A 22,643-nucleotide genomic window follows, 5' to 3' on the forward strand; every position below is an offset into this window, starting at 1 on the left:
GGGGAACGTAACCCGCGTCACGCACATGGCTCTACCGACACCTGCCCCACCGTGCACTGTGACCGCTGTCACTCGGTTAGGGTGAGCACCATGCACAGCGCCGACGCTGTCGACCTCGACCTCCTGCTCGCGCTCGCCGACGACCCGCGGGCCACGATCGTCGCGCTCGCCGACCGGCTGCGGCTCTCCCGCAACACGGTCGCCGCGCGGCTCGCCCGCCTCGAGGCCGAGGGCGCGTTCCTCGACCTCGACCGGCGCATCGACCCGCACGTGCTGGGGCACCCCCTCACGGCGTTCGTCGAGGTGCAGCTCCGGCAGAAGGAGCTCGCGCGCATCGTCGACGACCTCGCGCGCATCCCCGAGGTCGTGCAGGCGTTCGGGCGCAGCGGCACCGCGGACCTGCGCGTCACCGTCGCGTGCCGCGACACGGACCACCTGTTCCGCATCGACGCCGCGATCCTCGCGATCGACGGCGTCGAGCGCACGGAGACGTCGCTGTCGATGGGCGAGCTCATCCCCTACCGGCTGCGGCCGCTCATCGAGAAGCAGCGCCGCGGCCCGCGCTGACGGGGACGGTCAGCTGAAGCCGATCGCGCGCTGCGCGACCCGGTAGGCCAGGACCGTCACGCGCCGTCCCGCCGGACCGGGGAGGTTGGCGATCTGCCCGAGGCCCGACCAGCGCACCTGGTGGTAGAGCTGGGGGTCCTGGGCGCGCAGGCGCGACCAGAGCCGCTCCTTCTCCACGAGGCACGCGGGCGTCCCCGCGCGCACGAGCAGGATCGACGACACCGCGCAGATGATCTCCACGTAGTGCAGCAGGTAGCGGCGTAGGCGCCGGTCGGTCACCGGGGTCCGCGAGACGTGCTCGAGCATGAGCCAGTTGACGCGGAGCTGCTGGTCGAGACGCTTGAGCATGACGGCCTCGTGCACGGACTGGTCCTCGCGGCCGATGAAGTACCGGTAGAGGTCGACGTCGAGGTAGTACAGCGTGCGCACGTGCGCGAGCGGCACCAGCGCGTACAGGTTGTCCACGTAGAACGTGTGCTCGGGGAGCCGCAGGCCCGCGTCGCGCAGCACCTGGGTCCGGTACATCAGCGCGTGCATCATCATGTACTGGCGCTTGGCGAAGCGGCGGGTCTGCGACCACGTGAGCACGCGCCCGCGCGGCAGCGCGCCGCGGTACCGGACGGCCGTCTTCACACGCTTGCCGACCTTCTCGTACACGAAGTTGCTCACCAGCAGGTCGACGGGCTCCCCGCCGGGGGTGCCGGCGTCCACGAACCGGCGCACGAACCCGCGCAGCGTCGCGAGCACCTGGGCGAGCGCGGCGCGGTCCACCCAGTCGTCGGCGTCCACGACCTTGAGGTACTCCCCGCGCGCGTGGTCGAGGCCGGTGTTGATCGCCGACCCGTGCCCGCCGTTGGCCTTGCGCAGCACGTGCACCTCGCCCGGGAACCGGTCCGCGTAGCCCTGGGCGAGCGCCGCCGTCCCGTCGGTGGAACCGTCGTCGACGACGAGCACCTCCACCTCGGGACCGAACCCGACGAGCGAGTCGAGCGCACGCGCCAGGTACGGCTCGGCGTTGAACGCCGGGACCACGACGGTCAGGAGCGGGGTCACGACGCACGCACCTCTCCGGCGTGCTCCGCCTCCGGCGCGGCCGGCGTCTCGGGCACCTGCTTGAAGATGACCTTGAAGATCGGGAAGAACACCCAGAACGAGATCGCGGCGTTGATGATCATCGTCGTGAAGTCCGCGAGGGTCTCGCCGGCGCCGCCCAGGCCCCACGTGTCGATGAACAGCTCGTAGATCGGCGCCTTGTACAGGCCCTGCGCGGCGGCCGCCGCGATCGAGATGACGACGTACGCGATGGTGTACCAGAGCGCGGCCTTCGCGACCGACGAGTTCGACTTGAACGTGATGGTGCGCTGAGCGAAGAAGTTGATCACCTGCGCCACCAGCAAGGTGATCTGCACGGCGAGGAAGTATGCCAGCCCCCCGCCACCGCCCGGGAGCGGACCGGCGGCGTAGTCGAACACGTAGAACGTCGACCCGTCCGGGTTCGTCCCGACCGGCCAGACCTGGAACGCGACGTCGACCAGGGCGGTCATGCCGAAGACCCACTTGATGAGGGGCATGAGCGCGAGCTGCAACACGGTGATGCCGTTGCTCAGCACGAGGAACACGACGAACTGCGCGGTCCCCGGTCGCTTCTCGGAGAACCGGCGCCAGGCGTCGCGGAGGCGGGTGAGCATGGGTGTTCCCTTTCGAGCGGGTCAGGCGTCGCCGCGCAGCGCGCGGGCGGTACGACGGTCGGCACGGCGGTTGCGGACGAACCCGCGCACGACGGCGCCGGTGCCGCGGAAGAAGTGGCCGTTGACGATGCGGACGATGCCGTCGACCATCGCGTCGTCGACCATGCCGCCGGTCATCTTCCCGATGGCCCGGAACGGCATGTTGAGCAGGAAGAGGACGTTGAGGTCCGGCGCACCCTTGCGGTCCGCCGCGTCGCGCCGCCAGGACAGGACGCGGAACGCGAGCCGGGCGAGGGGCGAGCGCGCGTCGGCGAGGCGCGAGAGCGGGTCGTTCACGCCGAGCACCCCGGACCACGCCGCGGTCGGGACCGGTCGGCCGAGGAGCGCCGCGAACTGCGCGTCCGACACGTCGTGGACGCGTCCGGTGCGGTACGGCTCGGGCAGGTCGTCCTCGGTGCGCGGAGGCACCGTGCCGTCGAGCTCGACCGTCGCGCGCAGCGGGAGGTCGTCGACGTGGGAGCCGACGAGCACCGACCAGGCACCCTGCTCGACCTGCCACGCCCCGGTCGCCACGTCCCAGTGCCGGAACGCCGCGTCCCCGAGGGGGACTGTGACCGTGCGCGACTCGCCCGGGTCGAGCTCGACGCGCGCGAACCCCGCGAGGGTGCGGTCCGGGCGGTGGACGCCCGGCGTCTCCCGACGCACGTAGACCTGCACGACGTCCGCCCCCGCGACGGGCCCGGTGTTGGTGACCGTGACCGTCACGCCGACGGCTCCCGCGTCCGCGTCGACCACGAGGTCGGAGTGCGCGAACGTCGTGTACGTCAGCCCGAAGCCGAAGGGGAACGCGACCGGGACGTCGGCGCTCGTGTAGTACCGGTAGCCGACGTACAGGCCCTCGCGGTAGACGGCGGTGCGCCCGGTCGCGGGGAACGACGCGGCAGTCGGGGTGTCCGCGAGCCGCACGGGCAGCGTCTCGGCGAGCCGCCCCGACGGGTTGACGGCGCCGGTGAGCACGTCGAGGACGCCCCCGGCCCCGGCCTGCCCCCCGAGGTAGCCGTGCACGAGCGCGCGAGCCGCGCCGAGCCACGGGGTGGAGATCGCGCCCCCGCCCGCGAGGACCACGACGGTCGCGGGGTTGACCGCGGCCACGGCCTCAAGCACCTCGACCTGCGCCGGGTGCAGCGCGAGCGTCGTGCGGTCCAGGCCCTCCGACTCGGCGATCTCGTCGAGGCCGAGGAACAGCAGCACCGCGTCCGCGCCCTGCGCGGCCGCGACCGCCTGCTCGCGCAGCCCGGCGTCGGGCGTGCCGTCCCGACGGAAGCCGGGGGCGAACGTCGTCAGCTCGAGCCCCGAGCCCTCGATCACGTCGAGCACGCTGTCGAGGCGGGTGGGGTTGACCGCGGACGACCCGGAGCCCTGGTAGCGCGGGGTGCGCGCGAAGTCGCCGACGACCGCGACCCGGGTCCCCGCCGCCAGCGGCAGGAGCGCGTCCTCGTTCTTGAGCAGCACCGCCGAGCGCGCCGCGACCTCGCGGGCGAGCGCGTGGTGGGCGTCGACGTCGACGGCCGGGGCGGTGCCCGGCTCGCGGGCCGCGGCGACGAGCCGCAGCACCTCCTCGGCGCGCGCGTCGAGGTCGGCCGCATCGAGGCGGCCCGACCGCACGGCGTCGACGAGCCGGCGCGCCGAGCCCAGGCCGGCCGCCGGCATCTCGAGGGTGCCACCGGCCGCCGCGGCGGCGACGACGTCGTTCGAGCCGCCCCAGTCGGAGACGACGGTGCCGTCGAACCCCCACTCGCGGCGCAGGACCTGGGTGAGGAGGAACGGGTCCTCGTGGGCGTAGACGCCGTTGACGAGGTTGTACGACGACATGACCGTCCGGGGCCGGGCCTCCGCGACGACGATCCCGAACGCCGAGAGGTAGACCTCCCGGAGCGTGCGCTCGTCGACCACCGAGTCCGAGACCATGCGGCGCAGCTCCTGGGAGTTCACCGCGAAGTGCTTGGGGCACGCGGCGACGCCGTGGGACTGGATCCCGCGCACGTAGCCGGCGGCCATCCGGCCCGCGAGCAGCGGGTCCTCGGAGAAGTACTCGAAGTTGCGCCCGCCGAGCGGCGACCGCTTGATGTTGAGGCCCGGGCCGAGCAGCACGTCGACGTCCAGCGCCGCGGCCTCGGCGCCCAGCGCGGAGCCCACGCGCTCGGCCAGCTCGACGTCCCACGTGTTCGCCACGGCGGCCGCCGTCGGGAAGCACGTGGCCTCCTGCGAGGCCGCGATGCCGAGGTGGTCGGCCGCCCCGAGCTGCTTGCGGACGCCGTGCGGGCCGTCCGCCAGCCAGAGGGAGCGGACGCCGAGCCGCGGGAGGTCGTGCGTCTCCCACACGGTCTTCCCCGTCAGCAGGGCCGCCTTCTCCAGGAGCGTCAGGCTCGCGGTCGGGACGACGGCGGTCGTCGGCCCCGGGGCCGCGGCCGTCTCGCCGGCCGCGGCGGTGGTCTCGCCGTGGAGCTGCACGGTGCTCTCCTTGCGTGGTCGTGGGGTCGTGCGGGGTGCGTCGGGGCGGTCCCGGGCAGGCCGGGGCTGGCCGTCGGCGGTGCGCCGCGGACGGCGACTGGTCGGACGTGCGGGGCGGGGGCCCGGTGCCGGACGGCCGTCCGGGCCCCGGCGTCGGGCCGGCGGTGGTGGGCGCCACCGGCCCGACGGCGCCGGGTGCCGGGTCTCCCGGGCGGTCGCCCGCCCGGGAGACCCGTCGTCACCGGCTACCGGGCGGCGGGGACCGCCGGCTCGGAGGCGGGTGCGGCGACCTCCTCGGCCGCCGACCGGTGCCGGCGGACGCGCCGGACCACGAGGAAGGCGCCGACCAGGACGAGCAGCCCGAGCAGGACCGACACGCCGATCTGGACGTAGACCCAGGTGGGCGGCGTGTAGGTGACCGTCGCGCCGGGGGCGAGCCCGTTCATGGCGTTCGAGTTGGCCACCGTGAACAGGATGTTGTGGGTCGCGTTCCGGATGTCCGTGACGGCCTTCGCGGACGTCGTGTCACCGAACGACTTCGACGGCTGGAAGGTGAGCGTCAGGTCCGTGCCCCCGTCGAGACCCTCGTTGGGGTTCATGTACGGGTACAGGTTGAAGTCCGTGATCGCGAAGCCCTCGAAGCCCCACTCCCCGCGCAGCACGTCCGTCATGAGCGGCTTCGAGCCGCCCGTCCACGTCGCGCCGATGCGGTTGAAGGAGCTCATGATGCCGAGCGCCCCGACCGTCGTCTCCTCGATCGTGCCCTCGTCGTCCGCGATGTAGCGGACGTCCAGGGAGACGTCCTTGATCGCGAGCTCGAACGGCTTGAGGTAGATCTCGCGGATCGTCTGCTCGGTCGCCCAGGTCGCGGGGCCGTTGTCGACGCGGTTCGTCTCCTGCTCGTTGAGCGCGAAGTGCTTGAGCATCGTGTAGACGCCCTTGCTCGCCGCGCCGTTCGACACGGCGGCGGCCATGCGGCCCGAGAGGAGCGGGTCCTCCGAGTAGTACTCGAAGTTGCGGCCGCCGAACGGCGAGCGGTGCAGGTTCACCGCGGGCGCGTACCAGCCGTTGAGCCCCTTCTGCAGGGCCTCCTCGCCGATCATCGTGCCCATCGCGGTGCCGAGGTCGACGTCCCACGTCTGCGCGATGAGCACCTCGGACGGGTAGGCGACGCCGTTGATCGACGAGTTGATGAAGGACGAGAAGCCCGCCGGGCCGTCCGGCTCGACCGTCTGCGGCTTGGCGATCGAGGCGATCGCGGCCGTCTGGTACGCGCCGTTGAGGAGCATGTCCGTCATGTCGCCGACCGTCAGCGAGTCGAGCAGCTCCTCCCACCGCGGGTCGTCCTTCGGCAGGCCGCGCAGGTCGACGAGCGTCAGGTCGGAGCGCTCGCCCGTCGCCGGCATCTCGCCGTCGAACGCGGCGGCCTCGGCCTCGTGGTCCCAGGCGGCGAAGCCCTCCTGGGTGGCCTCGTCCGCGACCGACTGCTCGGCCGTCGGGGCCTGCGGGAACGTGCCCGCGAAGTCGGCGCGGGACATCGGGACGACCGTGCCGTCCGCGCCGTCGGCGCTGAAGCGCGCGGAGACGTCGTCGAACCGGTTGGTCACCTCGGCGAGGTCCGACGCGCGGTGCTCCTCGCCCGTGTACACGACGTCGGACGCGACCGGGTAGGTGATCGGCTCGGTGCCCGCCGCGACGGTGTGGGAGTCGGTGCGCAGGCTGAGCGTGTAGTCGCCCGCCTCCAGGACGTACGCCTTCGCGCCCAGGTGGTCGTAGGACGCCATGTCCTCGACGGCGAGCTCGAGGGTGACCGTCTCGCTCGCGCCCGGCGCGATCGTCCCGGTCTTGGCGAAGTCGCCGAGGACGACCTCGGACTTCTCGACCCCGCCGGGCGTGTACGGCGCCGAGTAGTAGAGCTCGACGACGTCGCGGCCGGCGACCGTGCCCGTGTTCGTCACCTCGACCGTGACCGCGACGGTCCCGTCGACGTCGCCCGCCTCGGTGCCCGTGACCGCCCACGTGAAGTCGGTGTAGCTCAGGCCGTAGCCGAACGGGTAGACCACCGCGTCGTCGTAGTCGATGAAGCCCTCGGCCGCCGCGGTCTCGTAGTAGCGGTACCCGACGTAGATGCCCTCGCTGTAGTTCACGAACGGCGCGTTGCTCGTGACGGTCGCGTTGGACGTCGCCTTCTCGACCGCCGAGACGGGGTAGGACGCCTCGACGTTCGAGTAGAAGAAGCTCCCGAAGTTGGCGAACGTCGGGTCGGCCGTGAAGTCGGCGGCCCACACGTCGACCGTGCGGCCGGACGGGTTGACCTCGCCCGTGAGGACCGACCCCAGGGCGTTGAAGCCGGTGGCGCCGGGCGAGCCCGCGAGGAGGATCGCGTCGACCTCCGGGTCGGCCTGCAGCTCGCCGAGCTCCAGGGTCGTGGACGCGTTGACGACCACGACGACCGTCTCGAAGCTCGCCTTCGCGAGCGCGATCAGGTCCTTCTCGTCCTTGTTCAGCTCGAGCTGGTGCTGACCGGGCTCGGCGTGGTCGTCCCAGCCGGTCATGTCACGCGTGAGGTCGCCGCCCTCGCCGCCGGGGCGGCCGATCGTGACGATCGCGGCGTCGCCGAACTCGGCGAACGTCCCGGACCGCGCCTCGTAGTCGCCGACGGGCAGCTCGCCGACGGTGTAGCTCGACGCGTCGGGGTTGTCCATCTCGATGTGGCCGCGCGGGTTCTCCGCCGCGAACGCCTCGATCGTGGCGTAGACCTCGTCGTTGACCGTGAGGCCCGCGTTCTCGAGGCCCCCGCGGACGGTCACGGCCGAGTTCGTGTCGACCGAGCCGGAGCCCGAGCCGCCGAACACCGGGTCCGCGGACGCGCGGCCCAGCATGGTCACGCGGGCGTCGCGCGTCAGGGGCAGCGCGCCGGCCTCGTTCTTCGCGAGGACGATGCCGCCGGCCGCGATCTCCTCGACGAGGGCCTTCGCGGCCTCGTCGACGGACTCCTGGCTGTCGTGCTCGGCCGTGTAGTACGCGGTGTCCCAGCCCGAGGACTCCTCGGAGTTGGTGAACGTGTAGGTGCCGGACCCGAGCTGGGACGCGACCCAGCCGCCCGCGACGTTGAGCGCGACGTTCGCGACGACGACGAGCACGGTCACCGTCGCGAGCACGGGGACCCAGATCCACAGGAACTTCTTGTTCGACATCGGTGTCCTGGCACCGTCGGCGTTCTTCGCCCTGGCGTTCACTGCATTCCTCCTCGAGTGCGGCCCGTTCCTCAGGCTAGGAGCGGGGTACGGCGCCGCCCGCCGCGGCTGCACGATCGGTCGTTTCTGCGGCACGGACGGTCGTCCGTGCTCGACCCGTGCCGTCCGGTGCCCCCGCCGTCCGCCTCGCCGTCCGCCCGGCGAGGCGGGCGGGGAGGCGGACGGCGGGGAGCGGTGCGGCTACTCCCCGGCCGGGGTGATGGTGCCGTCCTGGTCGATCTGCCACGTCTCGCCGGTCTCGGCGGAGTCGGCCTCGATCGTGTACTTCCCGTCCTTGATGTCGACCGTGCCCTGGACGCGCGAGGCGGCGTCGGAGGGGACGAACGGCACCACCAGGAGGCCGTACTTGACCGTCGGCTCCTTGACGTCGCTGGCGAGCATGATCTGCGCCCAGCTGTCGTCCTCCGCGAGCGCGTCGGCGACCGCCGTGCGCGCGTTCTCGAGGTCGGTCGCCACGTCGACGTCGGTCGCCTGGCTCTCGGACGACGACGGCCCGGCGGCGGAGTCGTCGCCGCTCCCGCACGCCGTCAGCCCGAAGGCCCCCGTGACGGCGACGAGCAGCCCGATCCCCGTGGTCAGCGCCTTGTTCCGCTTCACTTCCTGCTCCTTGGTTCGTTCGTGCCGCGGGCCCACCCCGCGGCCTGGTCGGGGCCGGACGGCGCCGGACGGGCGCCGTCCGCCCCGGGCGGGCGGCCGCTCGTGCGACCGCCCGCCCGTGCGGTCCGTCAGTCCGTGATCGGCCCGCCGTAGCTCAGCCCGAAGCCGTAGTCGTAGGCGTTGCCCGCAGCGTCGGTGTAGGGCGTCATGTCCTTCGCGACGTCCTCCTGCTGCGCCTCGACCGTGTCCATGTCCTTCGGGAACTGGACGGGCAGGCGGCCCTGGGGCTCGTGGAGGCCGAGCACGACCTCGAGGAGCGCCTGGTCGCTCGTGCCGAAGCCGACGACGATCGCGTCGGACGCGGCCTCGAACTCGGCCGGGACGACCGGGTTGGTCGCCTTGAGGACGGTGACGACCGGGATGTCCTTGCCGGTCGCCTCGACGGCCGCCACGGCGCGCTCGAACGCGTCGAGGTCGGACTCGTTCGCGATCTTCGACGTGCTCCCGAAGTAGGAGCGGTTCTGGCGCGTGCCGTCCGGGAGCAGGTCGCCGGAGATCGAGGTCTGGCGCACGTTCGGGCCGTCCGCGGTGTACGGGCGGTACTGCAGCGACAGCGGGTACCAGGTGTCGTTCTCGAGGTCGTGCCCGATGTTCGAGAACGTGCCGCCGTTGTCCGGGCTGTCCATGCCGACGAGCACGAGGTCGACGTCCGACAGGTCGGGAGCGGTGTAGCTCGTGACCTTGTCGTCGGCGTCCGTGACGGCCTCGTCGGTGAGCACGGTGCCGAAGTACTGCTCGGCGACCTCGAGGTCGATCCCGGCGCCCTCGGTGTACTCGCCCGGGCCGAACGAGCTCGCGAAGCCGGTGTTGTAGCTGCGCGGGATGTAGACCGTCTTGTCCTTCCACGCCTCGGCGTCCGCGGCGGTGACCGTCTCGCCGTCGTTCTTCAGCAGGACCACCGAGTCGAGCTGCGCCGCGTAGCCCGCGTCGACCTTGTCGTCGCTCGCCAGGACCGCCGTGGACTCGTCGAGGTCCAGGTACGCGTTCTCGTACAGGCCCGGGTTGAAGAACATCGTGAGGATGCGCGCGCCGGACTCGCGGAAGCGCGTGTCGGCGTCGACGTCGTTCGTGCCGGCCTCGAAGTCGGCCTGCCACATCTCGTGGGCCGCGAGGACCGGCGCGACGTCGTTGTTGCCGCCGAACATGTCGTGCCCGGTCTTGAGGATCTCGTAGTGGCGCTGCTCCTTGGTGAGGTCCTCGGCGCCCCAGCCGGTCGCGATGACCGCGCCCTCGTCGTTCATCCCGGTCGTGACGCCCCAGTCGGTGACGACGACGCCCTGGTAGCCGTTCTCCTCGCGGAGCAGGTTCATGCGCGTGTCGTCGTACGCCGTGCCGACGCGCTCGCCGAACAGCGGCTCGCCCGCGCCGTCGAGCGCGATCGAGTACGCCGACATGACGGCCGCGGAGTCGAGCGACCCGAGGAACGCCTCGGTGTGCGCGTCGAAGTTGCCGCCCGGGTAGACGCCGTACTTGCCGGCGTCGGTGTGGGCCTCGCGGCCGCCCTCGCCGGGGCCGTCGCCCGCCCAGTGCTTGATCATCGCGTTGACGGACTCGGGGCCCCAGCCGTCCTGGCCGGTCGTGCTCTGGTAGCCGTCCACGTAGGCGGCGGCCAGCTCCGTGTTCTGCTCGACGTCCTCGCCGAACGTGCCGCCGACGCGCAGCCACCGCGGCTCGGTCGCGAGGTCGATCTGCGGGCTCAGGGCCGTCGTGATCCCCAGCGCGCGGTACTCGGCGGAGGACATCTCGGCGAAGTTGTCCATGTGCTCGACGTCGAACGTCGCGGCGAGGCCGAGGTTCGACGGCCACCGCGAGATGTCGGCGCCCTCGGCGTTGTAGCCGCCGGAGCCCGCGGTCGAGCGCGGGTCGGAGGCGAAGTTCACCGGGACGTAGGGCTCGTCCGCGGTCGCGAGCGACTCGGCGTAGGCCTGCATCTCGTTGGCCCACGTGACGGTCGCCTCGACGTCGCTCGGGCCCGCGTGCAGGACGTTGCGCAGGTGGGAGTCCGTCAGGTACTCCTTCTGGGCGTCCGTGAGGCCGTCGGCCTGCGACCGCTCGTGCGAGCTGAAGAGCATGAGCCCCGCGATCTGCTCGATCGTGAGCTCCTCGGCGAGGGCCGCCGCGCGCTCCTCGGCCGGCTCGCGCCAGTCCTCCCACGTGTCGAGCGTCCCGTTCGCGTTCATGTCCTTGAACGCGAGCTCCTGGCCGTCGACCTCCTCGGTGAGGAGCTCGACCGCGCTGTCCTTGCCGTAGGAGAGCGTGGGCCCGTCGCCCGGGTTGTCGACGACCACGAAGGACGTGGTCCCGTCCGTGACCTCCCGGGTCGTGAACGCGTCGGCCGCGCTCTCGTCGTCCGTGGTGCCCGCCGTGCATCCCGCCGCGGCCACGAGCGCGAGGCTCGCGAGCGCCGCCGCTCCCTTGACGCGGCCCGCCCGGTTGTCGCGGTGTCCCGCCGTTGTCGTTGTCTTCATCGACCTTCCCTTGTCGTCTCCGCGCCCACCCGCTCCGCACCGACCCCGGCGACCCACCCGGAGGCGCGTGCGTGGCGCAGCGAGCTCTGCGAACCCGTCGAGGCCCGGGACGTCGTGGTCCCTGAGCCGCGCCGTCACGCTATGGACGCGGCGGACGGCGGGGGCGGCCGGGTGCACGAACCGTCGCTTTGCGTCCACGAACGGTCGTCGAGGTCACGGCGGGGTCACGGTGAGCGGGTCCCAGGTCCCGCCCGGACGGGTCGTCCGGCGGCCTCCGGGGCGGCGGTCCGTGCGGCGGTCCGCGCAACTCCGGGCCGGGGTCCGTGGCCGCGGGGCGCGGGTCTACGCCGGTTGCGTGGCCGACGCCGCCTGCCGCGGCGAGCCCGTGGGCGGACGGTCCTCCGGCATGGGCAGCAGGACGCGCAGGAGGAACCAGCGGTCCTCGGTGTTCACGGTCATCGACCCGCCGTACTTCTCCGCGGTGTACCGGATGGACTTGAGCCCGTACCCGTGCCGGGTGCGGTCGGCGCGCCGGGTGACGATGTCTCCGCCCTCGGTGCGGAGCTCGCCGGAGAAGTAGTTCTCGACCGTGAGCAGCACGAAGCGGTCGCGCGCGTAGACCGCGACCTTGATGATCCGCCGCTCCGGGTCGGGGACGGCCATGACGCCGTCGATCGCGTTGTCCAGGGCGTTGCCGAACACCGCGGCGACGTCCATCGCGGACATGAAGTCGAGCAGGGCGCCGTCGACCACGCACGTGAGGTCGATGTCCCGCTCCGCGCACTCCTGGCTCTTGGTCGTGAGGATCACGTCGAGCACGCCGTTGCCGGTGTCGGCCTGCCGGGCGTGGCCGGAGATGCTGGCCTCCAGGTGGTCGAGGTAGGACGCGCGCCGGCCCGGGTCCGCCTCGGCGCGGATCACCCCGATCTGGTGCTTGAGGTCGTGGTACTTGCGGTGGACGATCTGCATGTTCCGCTTCGACTGCAGGTACTGCTCGTGCTGCCGGCGCAGCATCTCGTCGATGGCGCGCACCTCGGACCGCGCCTGGTGCTGGAGACGTTGGCCCTGCTGGGCGTAGAGGGCCACGAAGCCGCACAGGTCGACGAGCGTGCGGATGTAGAAGATCTCGAGCCCGAGGCGTCCGCTGAACGGCGTGTTCGCGTTGAGGAAGCTGATGTTGCTCATGAAGAACGTGACGAGCGCGATCGCGACCGCCGACGCGAGCTCGCCGACCGTGACGTCGAGCTCCTGGCCGGGGCGGAAGTGGCGGGACTCGACGACGTACGCGACCCCGTACCCCACCGCGTACACGAGGACGAAGAACGCGACCTGCCAGGCCGTGCCGGGTCGGCCGTCGGGCAGGAAGAAGAAGCAGTGGACCTGCCAGTGCAGCGCCGCCACGAGCTCGGCGAGCACGAGCGCGCGCGCCGCGAAGTACCCCGCGTCGCGCGCCGAGACGCGCGCCGCCGCGACGATGAACCCGTACATGCACGCGACCGCGGCGGCCATCCCGACGGTCCACAGCTGGCGCGGCAGCAGGTCGGCGAGCGCCTGCACCCCGACCTGCGCGGCGAGGGCGACGACGGCGAGCGCCACGAGCCGGGCCCGCGGCAGGCGCGGTCGGCGCAGGAGCACGTAGACCAGGCACGCGAGCCACTCCGCGAGGCCGGTCAGCGCGCGCGGGATGTCGGGCAGGGTCGCCATGAGGTCGGTCGCGGCGCTCATGCCCGTCGTGCCCCGAGGTAGTCGGTGAGGGCCGCGAGGAACGCCTTCTTCCGCGCCCGGCTGATGAGCAGGTCGTGCCCGCCGACCAGGAGCACGCTGCTGCCCTGGACCGCGAGCACGTGCCGCAGGTTCACGAGGTAGCCGCTGTTGCTCCGGAAGAAGTCCCGGCCCTCCAGCTGGGCCTCGAGCGCCTTGAGCGGCCCGACGACGGAGTGCCTCCCGTCCACCGTGTGCACGGTGGTGCGGTGCTTCGCGCTCTCGAGGAACACGATGTCGTCGGTCGCGACGCGGGCCAGGCCGCCGTCGACCGCGAGCAGGAGGTAGTCGGCCGACCGCCGTCGGAGCCGGGCCACGGACCGCTTGAGCTCCTGGGAGAACGCGAAGTACCGCAGCGGCTTGAGCATGTAGCTCAGCGCGTCGACCTCGTACCCCTTGATCGCGTGCTGGGTCATGTTGGTGATGAAGATCAGGACGACGTCCGCGTCGACCTGGCGGATGCGCCGGGCGGCGCTGAAGCCGTCGAGGTTCGGCATCTCGACGTCGAGCAGCAGGATGTCGAAGTCCGGCCGGTACCCGGTGACCACCTGCTCGCCGTCGGCGAAGAGCGCGACGGCGAACTGCTCGCCGTGCTCCTGCTCGTAGCGTCGCAGGTACTCCACGAGCAGCGCGCTGCTCGCGGGGTCGTCCTCCACGATGCCGATCCTGATCACGATGCCGTTCTCCAGGGACTGTGCCCCCGGGGCGCGGCCCGACGACCGGACACCTCCGTGCGCCGTCGCGGCCTCGCCCCCGCCTACGTTGCCGATGAGCCCGCCGTCGTGCGGCGGATCCCGAACATTATGGGCCACCCGGCGGAGAAACAGGCCACCCGGTAGGGATTTCGGTCAGCGCAGGTCCCGGACGTACGCGGCGGCGCCGTCGTACGCGGCGATCCGCCGCTCGTAGTACGTCGCGATGATGAGCAGCAGGCCGCCCGCCGCGGCGAGCGTGAGCATCCACGGCCCGGCGGAGATGCGCGTGCCGAGCTGCGAGACGAACACGACGAGGATCTCGACGGGCAGCACGGCGACGCCCAGCAGGAACGGTGCCGCGAGGTGCTTGCGCGTCCCGACGAGGACCGCCGCGAGCGCGAGCACGACGACGAGCATCGCGCGCCACGTGCGCGCGTCGGTGTACGTCGCGAGCACCGACGGCCCGACGAGCGCGAGGAGCCCGGGCGCGAGGGTGCGCCACGACCCGACGACGCCGACGGGCCAGCCGCCGAGGGGCCGGGCCGTGCGCGGGGTCACGGCCGGGAGACCGCCCGGTCCACCCGGGGCCGTGCCCGCGGTTCCCGCCGTGCTCGTCGTGGCCGCGGTGCCCGCGGTGCCCGCCGCGAGCGCGAGGTAGCCCGCGACGAGGAGCCCGGCGCCGAGCGGGAGGGAGAAGACCTCGACGCGCAGCTCGCGCGGCGACCACGCACCGATCGCGGCGACGAGGGCGAGCAGCCACAGGAACCACGCGGGCGGGAGGTCGAGCCGCCCGCGCACGGCGCGGCGCACCCCCACCACGAGCACCACGAGCAGCGCGACCTCGACGAGCCAGACCGCCGCGATGACGCCCCACACGGGCCGCACGTTCGCGACGGCGCCGATCACCACGAGCCCGAAGGCGGGCGCGACGGCCCAGCGCCGCGCCGCCGCGGCACCCCGCCCCGAGGCCGAGCGCGCCGCGACGAGCCCCGCGCCGAGCGCCACGCCGCCCGCCGCGACCGCCCACGCGAACCCGAGGACGGACAGCGCGCCACCGCCGGGCACGTGCGCGACGTGCAGCGACTCCACCGTCCCGGCGACCGCCGCGAGCACCGCGGCACCGGCGAGCCGGAGCGCACCGGCACGCCGCCACGCGCTGCGGGTCGTCGCGGCCGGGGCGACACCTCCCGTCGTGGTGCCCTGCCGGAGCAGCACCGCACCGGCCACCGCCACCGCACCGGCGACGACGAGCAGCGACGCGCGGACGTCGCCCGCGCCCGGGGCCGCGCCCAGGACGAGCACCGACGGCACGACGAGCAGCACGAGACCCGCGCCCGCGAGATCCCACCAGCGCCGCGCACGACGGGCGAGGAGCGCGCCGACGACGACGGCGGCGACCGCGGGCGTCGCGGTGTACGCCTCGACAAGCCCGACCTCGGCGGCCGCGAGCGCCGTCCACAGCGCCGCGGTGCCGAGGACGGCGGCGAGCCACCACTCCCCCGCCGGTCGCGGTCGCGCGCGGCGAGCCCTGCGCCGACGGCGAGCAGGAGCAGCACGGCGACGGCGATCGTCGGGCCCGCGGCGGGGCGCCCGTACGCGAGCCCGACCGCGATGGCCCCCGTCACGGCCGCGCTCGCCTCGACGGCGACGCGGCCCGCCCCGAGGTCGAGCCGTGCCGCGAGCGGCCGGGCCCCCGCGAGGGCCGCCGCGACGAGGACGGCGACGACGGGCAGGACGACGGGCGAGCCGCTGCCCGGGAGCACGAGCGCGCCCGCGCTCACCACGGCGACGGCCGCCGTCGGGAGCACGAGGGCCGCGGCGAGGACGCGCAGCGCCGTCACCGAGCCGGGGCGCCGGGAGCCGACCAGGACGACCTCGAGCGCGAGCATCGCGAGGCACGCCGCGACGGACCAGGTGCTGCGCTCGTCGACGACGGTGAGCACGCCGAGCCCGAACGGCACGGCCGTCACGCCGAGGACCGCCCACCACGAGTCCCGGTCGACGCGCGGGGCGAGCGTCACCGCGAGCGCCGCGAGCGAGGCGACGCCGGACACCCCGCACAGCACGACGACCGTCCCGGCGCCGCTCCACGCGAGCGTCACCCCGAGCACGAGCAGCGCGTACCCGTACGCGACCCCGACGAGGGGCGCGTGCAGGGACCGCGGCGCGGCGGCGCGCGCTGCGAGCAGGAGCAGACCGACGACGACGGCCCCGACGGTCGCCGTCGGGCGCGCGACCCAAGAACCGGCGACGAGGAAGACGAGCGCGAGGACGGCACCCACGACGGCGGCGGCGTGCACGGCCCGCCGCTCGGACCGGCCGACGGGCAGCAGACCGTGGCGGACGGCGGTGCGCGGCCCGGGCACGAGGCGCGCGACGGGGCGCAGGGCGCGTCCCAGCCCGCGCCGGACGGCGCGCACGACGGCCCCGGGCGACGGGGCGCCCGCGGCGGCCGCCGCCGAGCGGTCGGTCCCCGCGGGCGCGGCGGCCGGGGCCGGCCGCGCCGTCGCGACGAGCAGCACCGCGACGAGCAGCGCGAGCAGGACGAGCGACGTGACGCCCGCGAGCCGCGGGTCGAGCACGAGGGTGAGGACGAGCACGAGCGCCGCCCAGGGCGCGAGCGCGCGCCCGGTCACGACGAGCGGCGCCGTCCCGAGCCGCGGCGCCCCACCGAGGAGGGGCGCGGTCCGCGGCGTGCGCAGCGGGAGCCGGGCCGCGACGAGCAGGACGACGAGCACGGAGAGGAGACCGACGAGCGTGCCGTCGAGCAGCGTCGCGCCGACGGTCCCGGGCGCCGTGCCCTCGCCCGCCAGCCCGGCGGACAGGACGCCCACGCCCAGCGGCGCGTCGTCGAGCACGGCGCTCGTCCCCGCGGTCGGGGTCACGAGCACCTCGGCGGCCCGCAGGCCCGCGAGCGCGAGGGCGGGGCCCGCCATGACGAGCACGACGACGGCGCCCCCGAGCAGCGCGTCGGAGCGGCCGACCGCGGGGACGGGCACCCGGAGCACCCCCGCCGACACGCGGCGGCCGGTGAGCACGAGCACGACGACCCACGCGAGCGCGCCGAGCGCGGGCGCGAGACCTACGAAGCCGACGCCGTCGCCCGTGCCGAGCAGCGCGCCGGCGAGTACCGCCGCGGCGCCGCCGACCGCGTACCAGCGCCGCTCGCCCGTCGTGACCCGGAGCAGCGTCGCGACGAGCGCCGCCCCGAGCGCGACGAGCGCCGCACCCGCTCCCCCGGGCAGCCCCGGCGGCGCGGCGACGGTGAACCCGACGAGGACCGCGAGGAGCACGGCGACCGTGCGCACGACGCCCAGGAACCCGCGCTCCGCGCCGAGGGTGCCGCCCACGCGCACGCCCGCCGCTGCAGCGACGGGGCCGGCGACCGCCGTCAGGCACGCCGTCACGAGGAGCGCGACGGCCCAGCCCCACGACGCCTGCGCCGCGGGCGCCGCGACCAGCGGCACGAGAGGACCGAGCACGACGGCGCCCGTCACCCAGGCCCGGACGCGCGCCCGCTCGCCCACGACGCCGAGGCCGACGAGCACGACGGCGAGCAGCGTCGCGCGCGCCGCGGCGGCACCCACCGGGTCGAGCGCCCACGCGCTGAGCGCGAGCTCGACGTCGACCAGGGCGAGCACGACGGCCAGCGCCGCGACGGCCTCCGCGGACGACCGCAGTCCGCGCGACCGCAGGAGCACCGCGGCGCCGACCGTGAGCGCGGTGACGACCCCGGTGACGAGGGCGCGCAGAGCGAGGTCGTCGGCGAACGTGAAGAACACGAAGACGACGGCGGCCACGGCGAGCAGCCCGGCCCCCGCCCCGGCGAGCACGGGCTGGAGGCCGACGGACCGCGCGGGGGCCGCACCCGGACCGACGCCACCGGCGCGCGGGCCCGCGGGCCCCGGCACAGGCACAGGCACAGGCGCGACCGGGCCGGCCGCTCCGGGACGCACCGGGGCACCCGGTCCGGGCGCGGGCGAGAGGGCCGGCGGGCGAGGCCCCGCCGCGCCGCGCCCGGCCGTGTCGAGCGGGCGCATCGGCGGCGGGCCCGCCGGAGTCCCCCAGCCGCCGCCCGCTGCTGCGCCGGGCCGACCACCGGGCCGGATGCCGGGGAGCATGCCGGGCGGGGGCGCGACGGCGGCACGGGCGGCCCACGCGGCCGCCTCGGGCTGGGCGGCCCGGAGCGTGTCGAGGGCGGTCTGGCGCCGCCGGAGCGCGTCGGCCGCGTCGGTCGACGCCGCCGCCACCTCGAACGCGAGCGGCCCGACGAGGTCGAGCAGGCACCGGTCGCACCGCGACGACCGCAACGGCGCGGCGCACGCGGGGCAGGAACGCGTCTCGGGGAGTCGCGCCAACGCGACGTCGACCCACGGCTCTCTCATGACGGACATCCTGGCGAACCTGTGAGGCGCCTGGGGACACGTCCACAGGGGGTCGCGTGGCGGTCCGGTGAAGAGCTCGGCCGCGGTCGTGAGGAACCGCGCGCGTCAGCGCGGGCGCAGCCCGCCCAGCGCCGTGTCGAGGACGCGGTCGACATACGTCGCCCGCCGAGTCGGAGCCATCGTGGGCTACCGGTGCCTGAACAACTCTCTGCTCGGACGCGTCAAGCAACGCGGCCCCGCGTTCTTCACGAAGTGGCTGTACACCGCAACCGCGCGTGGCGTCCACGACCATGAGATCGCTGCGCCCGTGCTGGACAACCGTGTGCTCACGTGGATCAACGAGAAGACAGACATGCGGCTCGCCACTGGCACACCGACGACTACGCCACGTACCTCGCTGCGCTAGAAAGCTGGGCGCGGTTCGCGACATCGAGGCGAACAGCGGCGGGTTGGGAAGGGGCAATCTTCTATCGGATGGGTGGCTGACACCGCGAGACCGCTCCGTGTGGAGCACGGGGCATGACTTCCGACGTCGAGCAGGGGCCGGTCGCTGCGCGACGACCGGGCCCTACCCCGCCCCGGAGCATCTGGGGCGCCTTCAGCTCATTCCAGCGCTTGCCGGTCGATGTCGTTCAGTCGACAGGTCTCGACAACTGTCTCCTCGGCATAGTCGACGGCGAACGACTCGGCATCGTGCCTGCTGTCAAAGGCCCGTAGACCGATCAAGTTTCGGGGGCTTCCTACGCTCACGACGTGCACCACGTCGGATCCAACACGGCCAACTCCTGGTTCGGTGTGCTGCCACGGGACCGATTCCCAGCGCACTTCGAGCTCTGGGTTGATGCGGGCGAGCTCTGATTCGACGTGTGTGATCTCGGCCAGGTCGGACACGCACGAGACTCGTGGCTCGTCTTCCCCAGAGCCACTTCGTGCATAGACAAGCAGCAGGTGCGTTGATTCGGTTCCCATGGTCGACACGTCCTCGCTAAACGGTGCAGCCCAGCTCGACGCGGGGGGTATACACACGCGCGTAGTACGTCCTACCAAGGTAGACGATCGTGCCGAGAGTCGTGCCGCCGAAGTCGGTGTCGATGTTGCCGAGGCAGTAGTACTCGATGTTCTTCTGGGTGTAGTTCATGACGCCGCGGTTGCCGCCAGTCTTGTTGAGCGCGACAAGCCAGAGCCCAAAGTACTCGTACCGAAGCGTGCTCTCGTGGTGGATGGAGGTCACGTTGTTGCTGCACTTCGTGTACGGCTTGAACCCGACTGCGCCCTTGTTCGACGAGGTGCGGAAGTAGACGACAGACGGGTGCAACTTGCACGGCCCATAGTTGACCGACGCGGCGGACGTCCTCGCGAGACCCTCGTTCGACTCGAGGCTGTCGAAGATCTCGATCGCCTCCTGGGGAGAGTCGGCCTCGACATAGGGGACAGGTTCGGTCGACAGGCGATCCCAGTCGACATCCCACGATTCGTCCCCGTTCTGAGCCAGGAGAGGGGCTTCGACGAACTCGCCGCCAACGTGGGTCCCACCCGGTACTCCGACCGCGGGAACCACGCCGAGCGCCGTCAGTATCGCCGCGATCACAACGGCGCTCGCCGCGCGGGCGCTTCGCTTCATAACAGTTGCCTCCTGCTTGAAAGAGGAGAACCCCTGCGCCCCCCTCCGCGCCTGGCATCCTGCCGTAGATACTGTGGTCTCCAACTCGGCCCCCGCCCCCAGCACTTCGCGCAATCCGCGCGCGCGTGATTGGGGCTTTCGTCAGACGCTCACGCAGCGCAGCGGTTCATCCGGGGATATAGATCCGGGAACTCCCTTACGCGGGCACCACTCGTGAGTTGATTAAAGCGTCGAGCGAGCGGCGGGTGCTGCCTGCACGGGCGGCGATATCGACCTTCGTCAGCAGCTCGGCGCGGTAGATGCCCCGGACGACAGTGGGGTAGCCGGGCGGTGCTGCCGCACCTGCGGCGCCAGGGCTCGGGCCACGTGCTCCAGATGTCGAGCATCGCCGCGCTAGCTGTACCCGACCAGCCGGCGGTAACCAATGTCCTCGCCGGGTACAGCTAGCCGGCTTCCCGAGCACGGGTCTGTACAGCGCGAGCAAGTTCGCGCTCGAAAGGATGGGGGAGGCGCTCGCGATGGAGGCGGGCAATTCGGGGTCTCGGTCACCGTCGTGCAGCCGGGCGGGTACTGGAACGGACCTGTGGGATCTCGCGACAGCGTCAGGACACGTGGCGGCGGGGAAGCACGCGAGCCGCGCCGCCGAGCAGCCGTCGCGGCGCCCGGCCCGGCCGCGGGATGAGCCCGCGCGCCGGGAGACCTCACGACGGCCGCGCTCAGCCCCCGAGTCGCTCGACGAGCGCGCGCGTCAGAGGCGCGTCGACCCCCGCGCGGTCGGCGGCGCGCACGATCGCGCCGCCGATCGCGTCGGTCTCGAGAGGCCGGCCCGCCTCGGCGTCGCGCAGCATCGAGGACTTCGCGTCGGGCCCGAAGCGGTCGTAGAACGTCAGGGTGCGGTCCGGGTCCGACGGCGCGCCGCTCGCCGCCGCGACGGCGGCGACCTCGCGGACGAGCGCCTCGAGCTCGGCCCGGTGCGTGGTCCGCACCTCGCCGATCGGGGCGCGGTGCGCCGTCGTGAGTAGCGCGAACGGCGCGAGGAAGCCGAGCTTCGCCCACATCAGCGCCGTCTCGTCGTCGTGCACGGTGGTGGGGATGCCCGCCCCGTCGAGGAGCGCGCGGACTGCCTCGACCCGCTCCGGGGCCACCCCACCCGGCGCGACGTCGACCTCGACGAACGCGCTCGTGTGCTCGATCTCGCCCGGCGCGACGCGCGTGGACTCGACGCGGACCGTCGCGGGGAGCACGCGCGCGGTGCCGTACCGCGCGCGCAGCGCGTCGAGGTGGTCGAGGCCGTTGAGCATCGGGACGACCACGCCGTCACCGAGCACCTCCGGCGGCACGCGGTCGAGCGCGTCGTCGAGCGCGGTCTGCTTGACCGCCACCACGACGACGTCGACCGGGGCGTCGAGGCGCGTGGCCGCGCGCGCCGGCACGTGGAGGTCGCCCACCTGGCGGCTGCGCACGTGGAGGCCGCGCTCCGTGAGGGTGGCCGCCGTGGCCTCGCCCGCGAGGAACGTCACCCGGGCGCCCGACCGGACGAGCAGCGCGCCGACCAGCCCGCCGACCCCGCCCGGCCCGAGCACCGCCACGTCCCGGCCGTCCCGGCCGCTCAGGCCGTCCGTCGTCTCCGTCACCGTCGTCCTCTCGTCGTGCCGCCGGGTCGCCCCGGTCGTCGTGCCCGCGCGAGCGGGCGCGCCCGCCGTCAGGTCGCGGGGACCTCGACCCTACCCACGGGGACCGACCGCGCCGAGCCGGTGCCGGGCACGGTGAGCGCCGCGATGCCCGTGGTGATCGGAATCGCGAGGACGAGCCCGATCGAGCCGACGAGCGTGCGCACGACCTCTTCCGCGATCTCGCCCGACGTGAGGCTGGTCGCGAGGTTCTGGTCGGAGAGGTAGACCGCCATGAGGAGCGGCAGCGCGGCGCCGACGTACGCGAACGCGATCGTGTAGACGGTCGAGGCGATGTGGTCGCGCCCGATCCGCATCGCGCGCGCGTACAGCTCGCGCCGCGTCGCGAGCGGCGCGACGGCGCGCAGCTCCCACACCGCGGACGCCTGCGTGATCGTCACGTCGTTGAGCACGCCCATGCCGGCGAGCACGATCCCGCACAGCACGACCCCGCGGATCGAGAGCTCGGGCGCGTACTGCGGGATCCACAGGGACTCCTCCGACGTGAGGCCCGTGATGTTGGCCGCCCCGGATCCCCACCAGCCCAGCACGGCCGTGAGCACCAGGCCCACGAGGGTGCCGAGCAGCGCCGTCGACGTCCGCGCGGTGAACCCGTGCGCGACGTACAGCACGACGAACATGACGAGCGACGACGTCACGAGCGCGACGCCCAGCGCGTTCTGCCCGGTGAGGAGCGCGGGCAGCGTGAACGACGTGATGACGACGAACGCGCCCGCGAGCCCCGCGAGCGCCGCGAGGCCCCGCCACCGCGCGACGGCGAGCACCACGACGGCGTACGCGACCGCGAGGACGCCGATGGGCAGCCCGCGCTCGAAGTCCATGAAGACGTAGGGCGTGCCGCCCGCGCCCGCGGCCTCGGCGATGTACAGGACGCGCAGGCGGTCGCCCTCGTCGAACCCGTAGGCGACGTACTCGGGCGGCGCGTTGACGGTGATCGCGTCGCCGCCCACGTCCTCGCCGCCCGCGCGGGAGCCCGCGTCGAGCCGGGCGGGCACCTCGCTCGTCGCCTCGTCGACCGGCCCGGTGACGGTCGCGCGCAGGACGGTGCTGCCCTCCGCGGCGACGGGGATGCGTGCGGGCACGTCCGCCGCGGCGGGCCACAGCGCGACGAGCCCGGCGAGCGTGACGAGCAGCGCGGGCACCAGGAGCGCGGCGAGCGTGACCCGCACGCGCCGGGTCGCGGGCGCGGCTGGGCCGTGCGCGTGGGCGTGCGCGTGCGCCGGGGTGCGTGCGGTGCCGCGCGCCAGGACGTCGGGCACTCGCCGGGACCGCGTGCGGCGCTCGCCGCGCCCGGGCGTCTCGGGAGGGGTCGGTGCGCTCACGCGAGGATGCTGCCACGGCG

Annotated in this window: 16 protein-coding genes; 2 read left to right on the plus strand and 14 right to left on the minus strand. The window is 73.6% G+C overall.

Annotated features, from left to right (window positions below; all coding sequences use genetic code 11):
- The first annotated feature begins 90 nt into the window (after positions 1-90).
- On the plus strand, positions 91-567 hold the full coding sequence (locus B8281_RS02400; protein WP_021482549.1) for an Lrp/AsnC family transcriptional regulator: 477 nt from the start codon (positions 91-93) through the stop codon (positions 565-567).
- A gap of 9 nt (positions 568-576) precedes the next feature.
- On the opposite strand, the gene B8281_RS02405 is transcribed toward B8281_RS02400, so the two are convergent.
- From B8281_RS02405 to B8281_RS02445, 10 genes are all read right to left on the minus strand, one after another.
- Complete coding sequence (locus B8281_RS02405) at positions 577-1,620, minus strand: glycosyltransferase family 2 protein (RefSeq protein WP_043658914.1); 1,044 nt, start codon at positions 1,618-1,620, stop codon at positions 577-579.
- Positions 1,617-2,255, minus strand: a complete 639-nt coding sequence (locus B8281_RS02410) for a hypothetical protein (RefSeq protein ID WP_085386796.1) — start codon at positions 2,253-2,255, stop codon at positions 1,617-1,619. Before B8281_RS02410 ends, B8281_RS02405 begins: the two co-directional genes overlap by 4 nt.
- Before the next feature lie 21 nt (positions 2,256-2,276).
- A complete protein-coding gene (locus tag B8281_RS02415) occupies positions 2,277-4,766 on the minus strand; it encodes a glycoside hydrolase family 3 C-terminal domain-containing protein (protein WP_085386797.1) in 2,490 nt (829 codons plus the stop codon).
- A 245-nt stretch (positions 4,767-5,011) separates the two neighbouring features.
- Positions 5,012-8,005, minus strand: coding sequence for a glycoside hydrolase family 3 C-terminal domain-containing protein (locus B8281_RS02420; RefSeq protein WP_232322645.1), 2,994 nt, complete (start codon positions 8,003-8,005; stop codon positions 5,012-5,014).
- 198 nt (positions 8,006-8,203) lie between these two features.
- Complete coding sequence (locus B8281_RS02425) at positions 8,204-8,620, minus strand: hypothetical protein (protein ID WP_021482261.1); 417 nt, start codon at positions 8,618-8,620, stop codon at positions 8,204-8,206.
- A gap of 128 nt (positions 8,621-8,748) precedes the next feature.
- Positions 8,749-11,148, minus strand: coding sequence for a glycoside hydrolase family 3 N-terminal domain-containing protein (locus B8281_RS02430; RefSeq protein ID WP_085386799.1), 2,400 nt, complete (start codon positions 11,146-11,148; stop codon positions 8,749-8,751).
- Between the two features lie 342 nt (positions 11,149-11,490).
- Complete coding sequence (locus tag B8281_RS02435; protein ID WP_085386800.1) at positions 11,491-12,873, minus strand: ATP-binding protein; 1,383 nt, start codon at positions 12,871-12,873, stop codon at positions 11,491-11,493.
- On the minus strand, positions 12,870-13,583 hold the full coding sequence (locus B8281_RS02440) for a LytTR family DNA-binding domain-containing protein (RefSeq protein WP_031317155.1): 714 nt from the start codon (positions 13,581-13,583) through the stop codon (positions 12,870-12,872). Before B8281_RS02440 ends, B8281_RS02435 begins: the two co-directional genes overlap by 4 nt.
- A gap of 174 nt (positions 13,584-13,757) precedes the next feature.
- A complete protein-coding gene (locus B8281_RS19400) occupies positions 13,758-14,609 on the minus strand; it encodes an SCO7613 C-terminal domain-containing membrane protein (RefSeq protein WP_198163123.1) in 852 nt (283 codons plus the stop codon).
- The gene (locus B8281_RS02445; protein ID WP_157446524.1) at positions 14,507-17,989 is read right to left on the minus strand and encodes a hypothetical protein; all 3,483 of its coding nucleotides are present in this window, start codon (positions 17,987-17,989) and stop codon (positions 14,507-14,509) included. The genes B8281_RS19400 and B8281_RS02445 overlap by 103 nt, the downstream gene beginning before the upstream one ends.
- A 133-nt stretch (positions 17,990-18,122) precedes the next feature.
- Here B8281_RS02445 and B8281_RS20065 point away from each other — a divergent pair, with 133 nt between their 5' ends.
- Positions 18,123-18,395, plus strand: coding sequence for a hypothetical protein (locus B8281_RS20065; protein WP_369824962.1), 273 nt, complete (start codon positions 18,123-18,125; stop codon positions 18,393-18,395).
- Between the two features lie 197 nt (positions 18,396-18,592).
- Here the strand turns inward: B8281_RS20065 and B8281_RS02455 are convergent, their stop codons facing one another.
- The 4 genes from B8281_RS02455 to B8281_RS02475 form a co-directional block, all read right to left on the minus strand.
- Entirely contained in the window at positions 18,593-18,880 is a 288-nt protein-coding gene (locus tag B8281_RS02455; RefSeq protein WP_043659635.1) for a hypothetical protein, read from the minus strand.
- A 94-nt stretch (positions 18,881-18,974) separates the two neighbouring features.
- Positions 18,975-19,610 carry a hypothetical protein gene (locus B8281_RS02460; protein WP_157446525.1) on the minus strand — a complete coding sequence of 212 codons (636 nt, stop codon included), beginning with the start codon at positions 19,608-19,610 and terminating at the stop codon, positions 18,975-18,977.
- A gap of 716 nt (positions 19,611-20,326) precedes the next feature.
- On the minus strand, positions 20,327-21,244 hold the full coding sequence (locus B8281_RS02470; protein WP_198163124.1) for a ketopantoate reductase family protein: 918 nt from the start codon (positions 21,242-21,244) through the stop codon (positions 20,327-20,329).
- Positions 21,245-21,312: 68 nt separating this feature from the next.
- On the minus strand, positions 21,313-22,623 hold the full coding sequence (locus tag B8281_RS02475) for a YibE/F family protein (RefSeq protein ID WP_232322646.1): 1,311 nt from the start codon (positions 22,621-22,623) through the stop codon (positions 21,313-21,315).
- Between the last annotated feature and the right edge of the window lie 20 nt (positions 22,624-22,643).

The organism is Cellulosimicrobium sp. TH-20, assembly GCF_002105775.1.
Classification (GTDB): domain Bacteria; phylum Actinomycetota; class Actinomycetes; order Actinomycetales; family Cellulomonadaceae; genus Cellulosimicrobium; species Cellulosimicrobium funkei.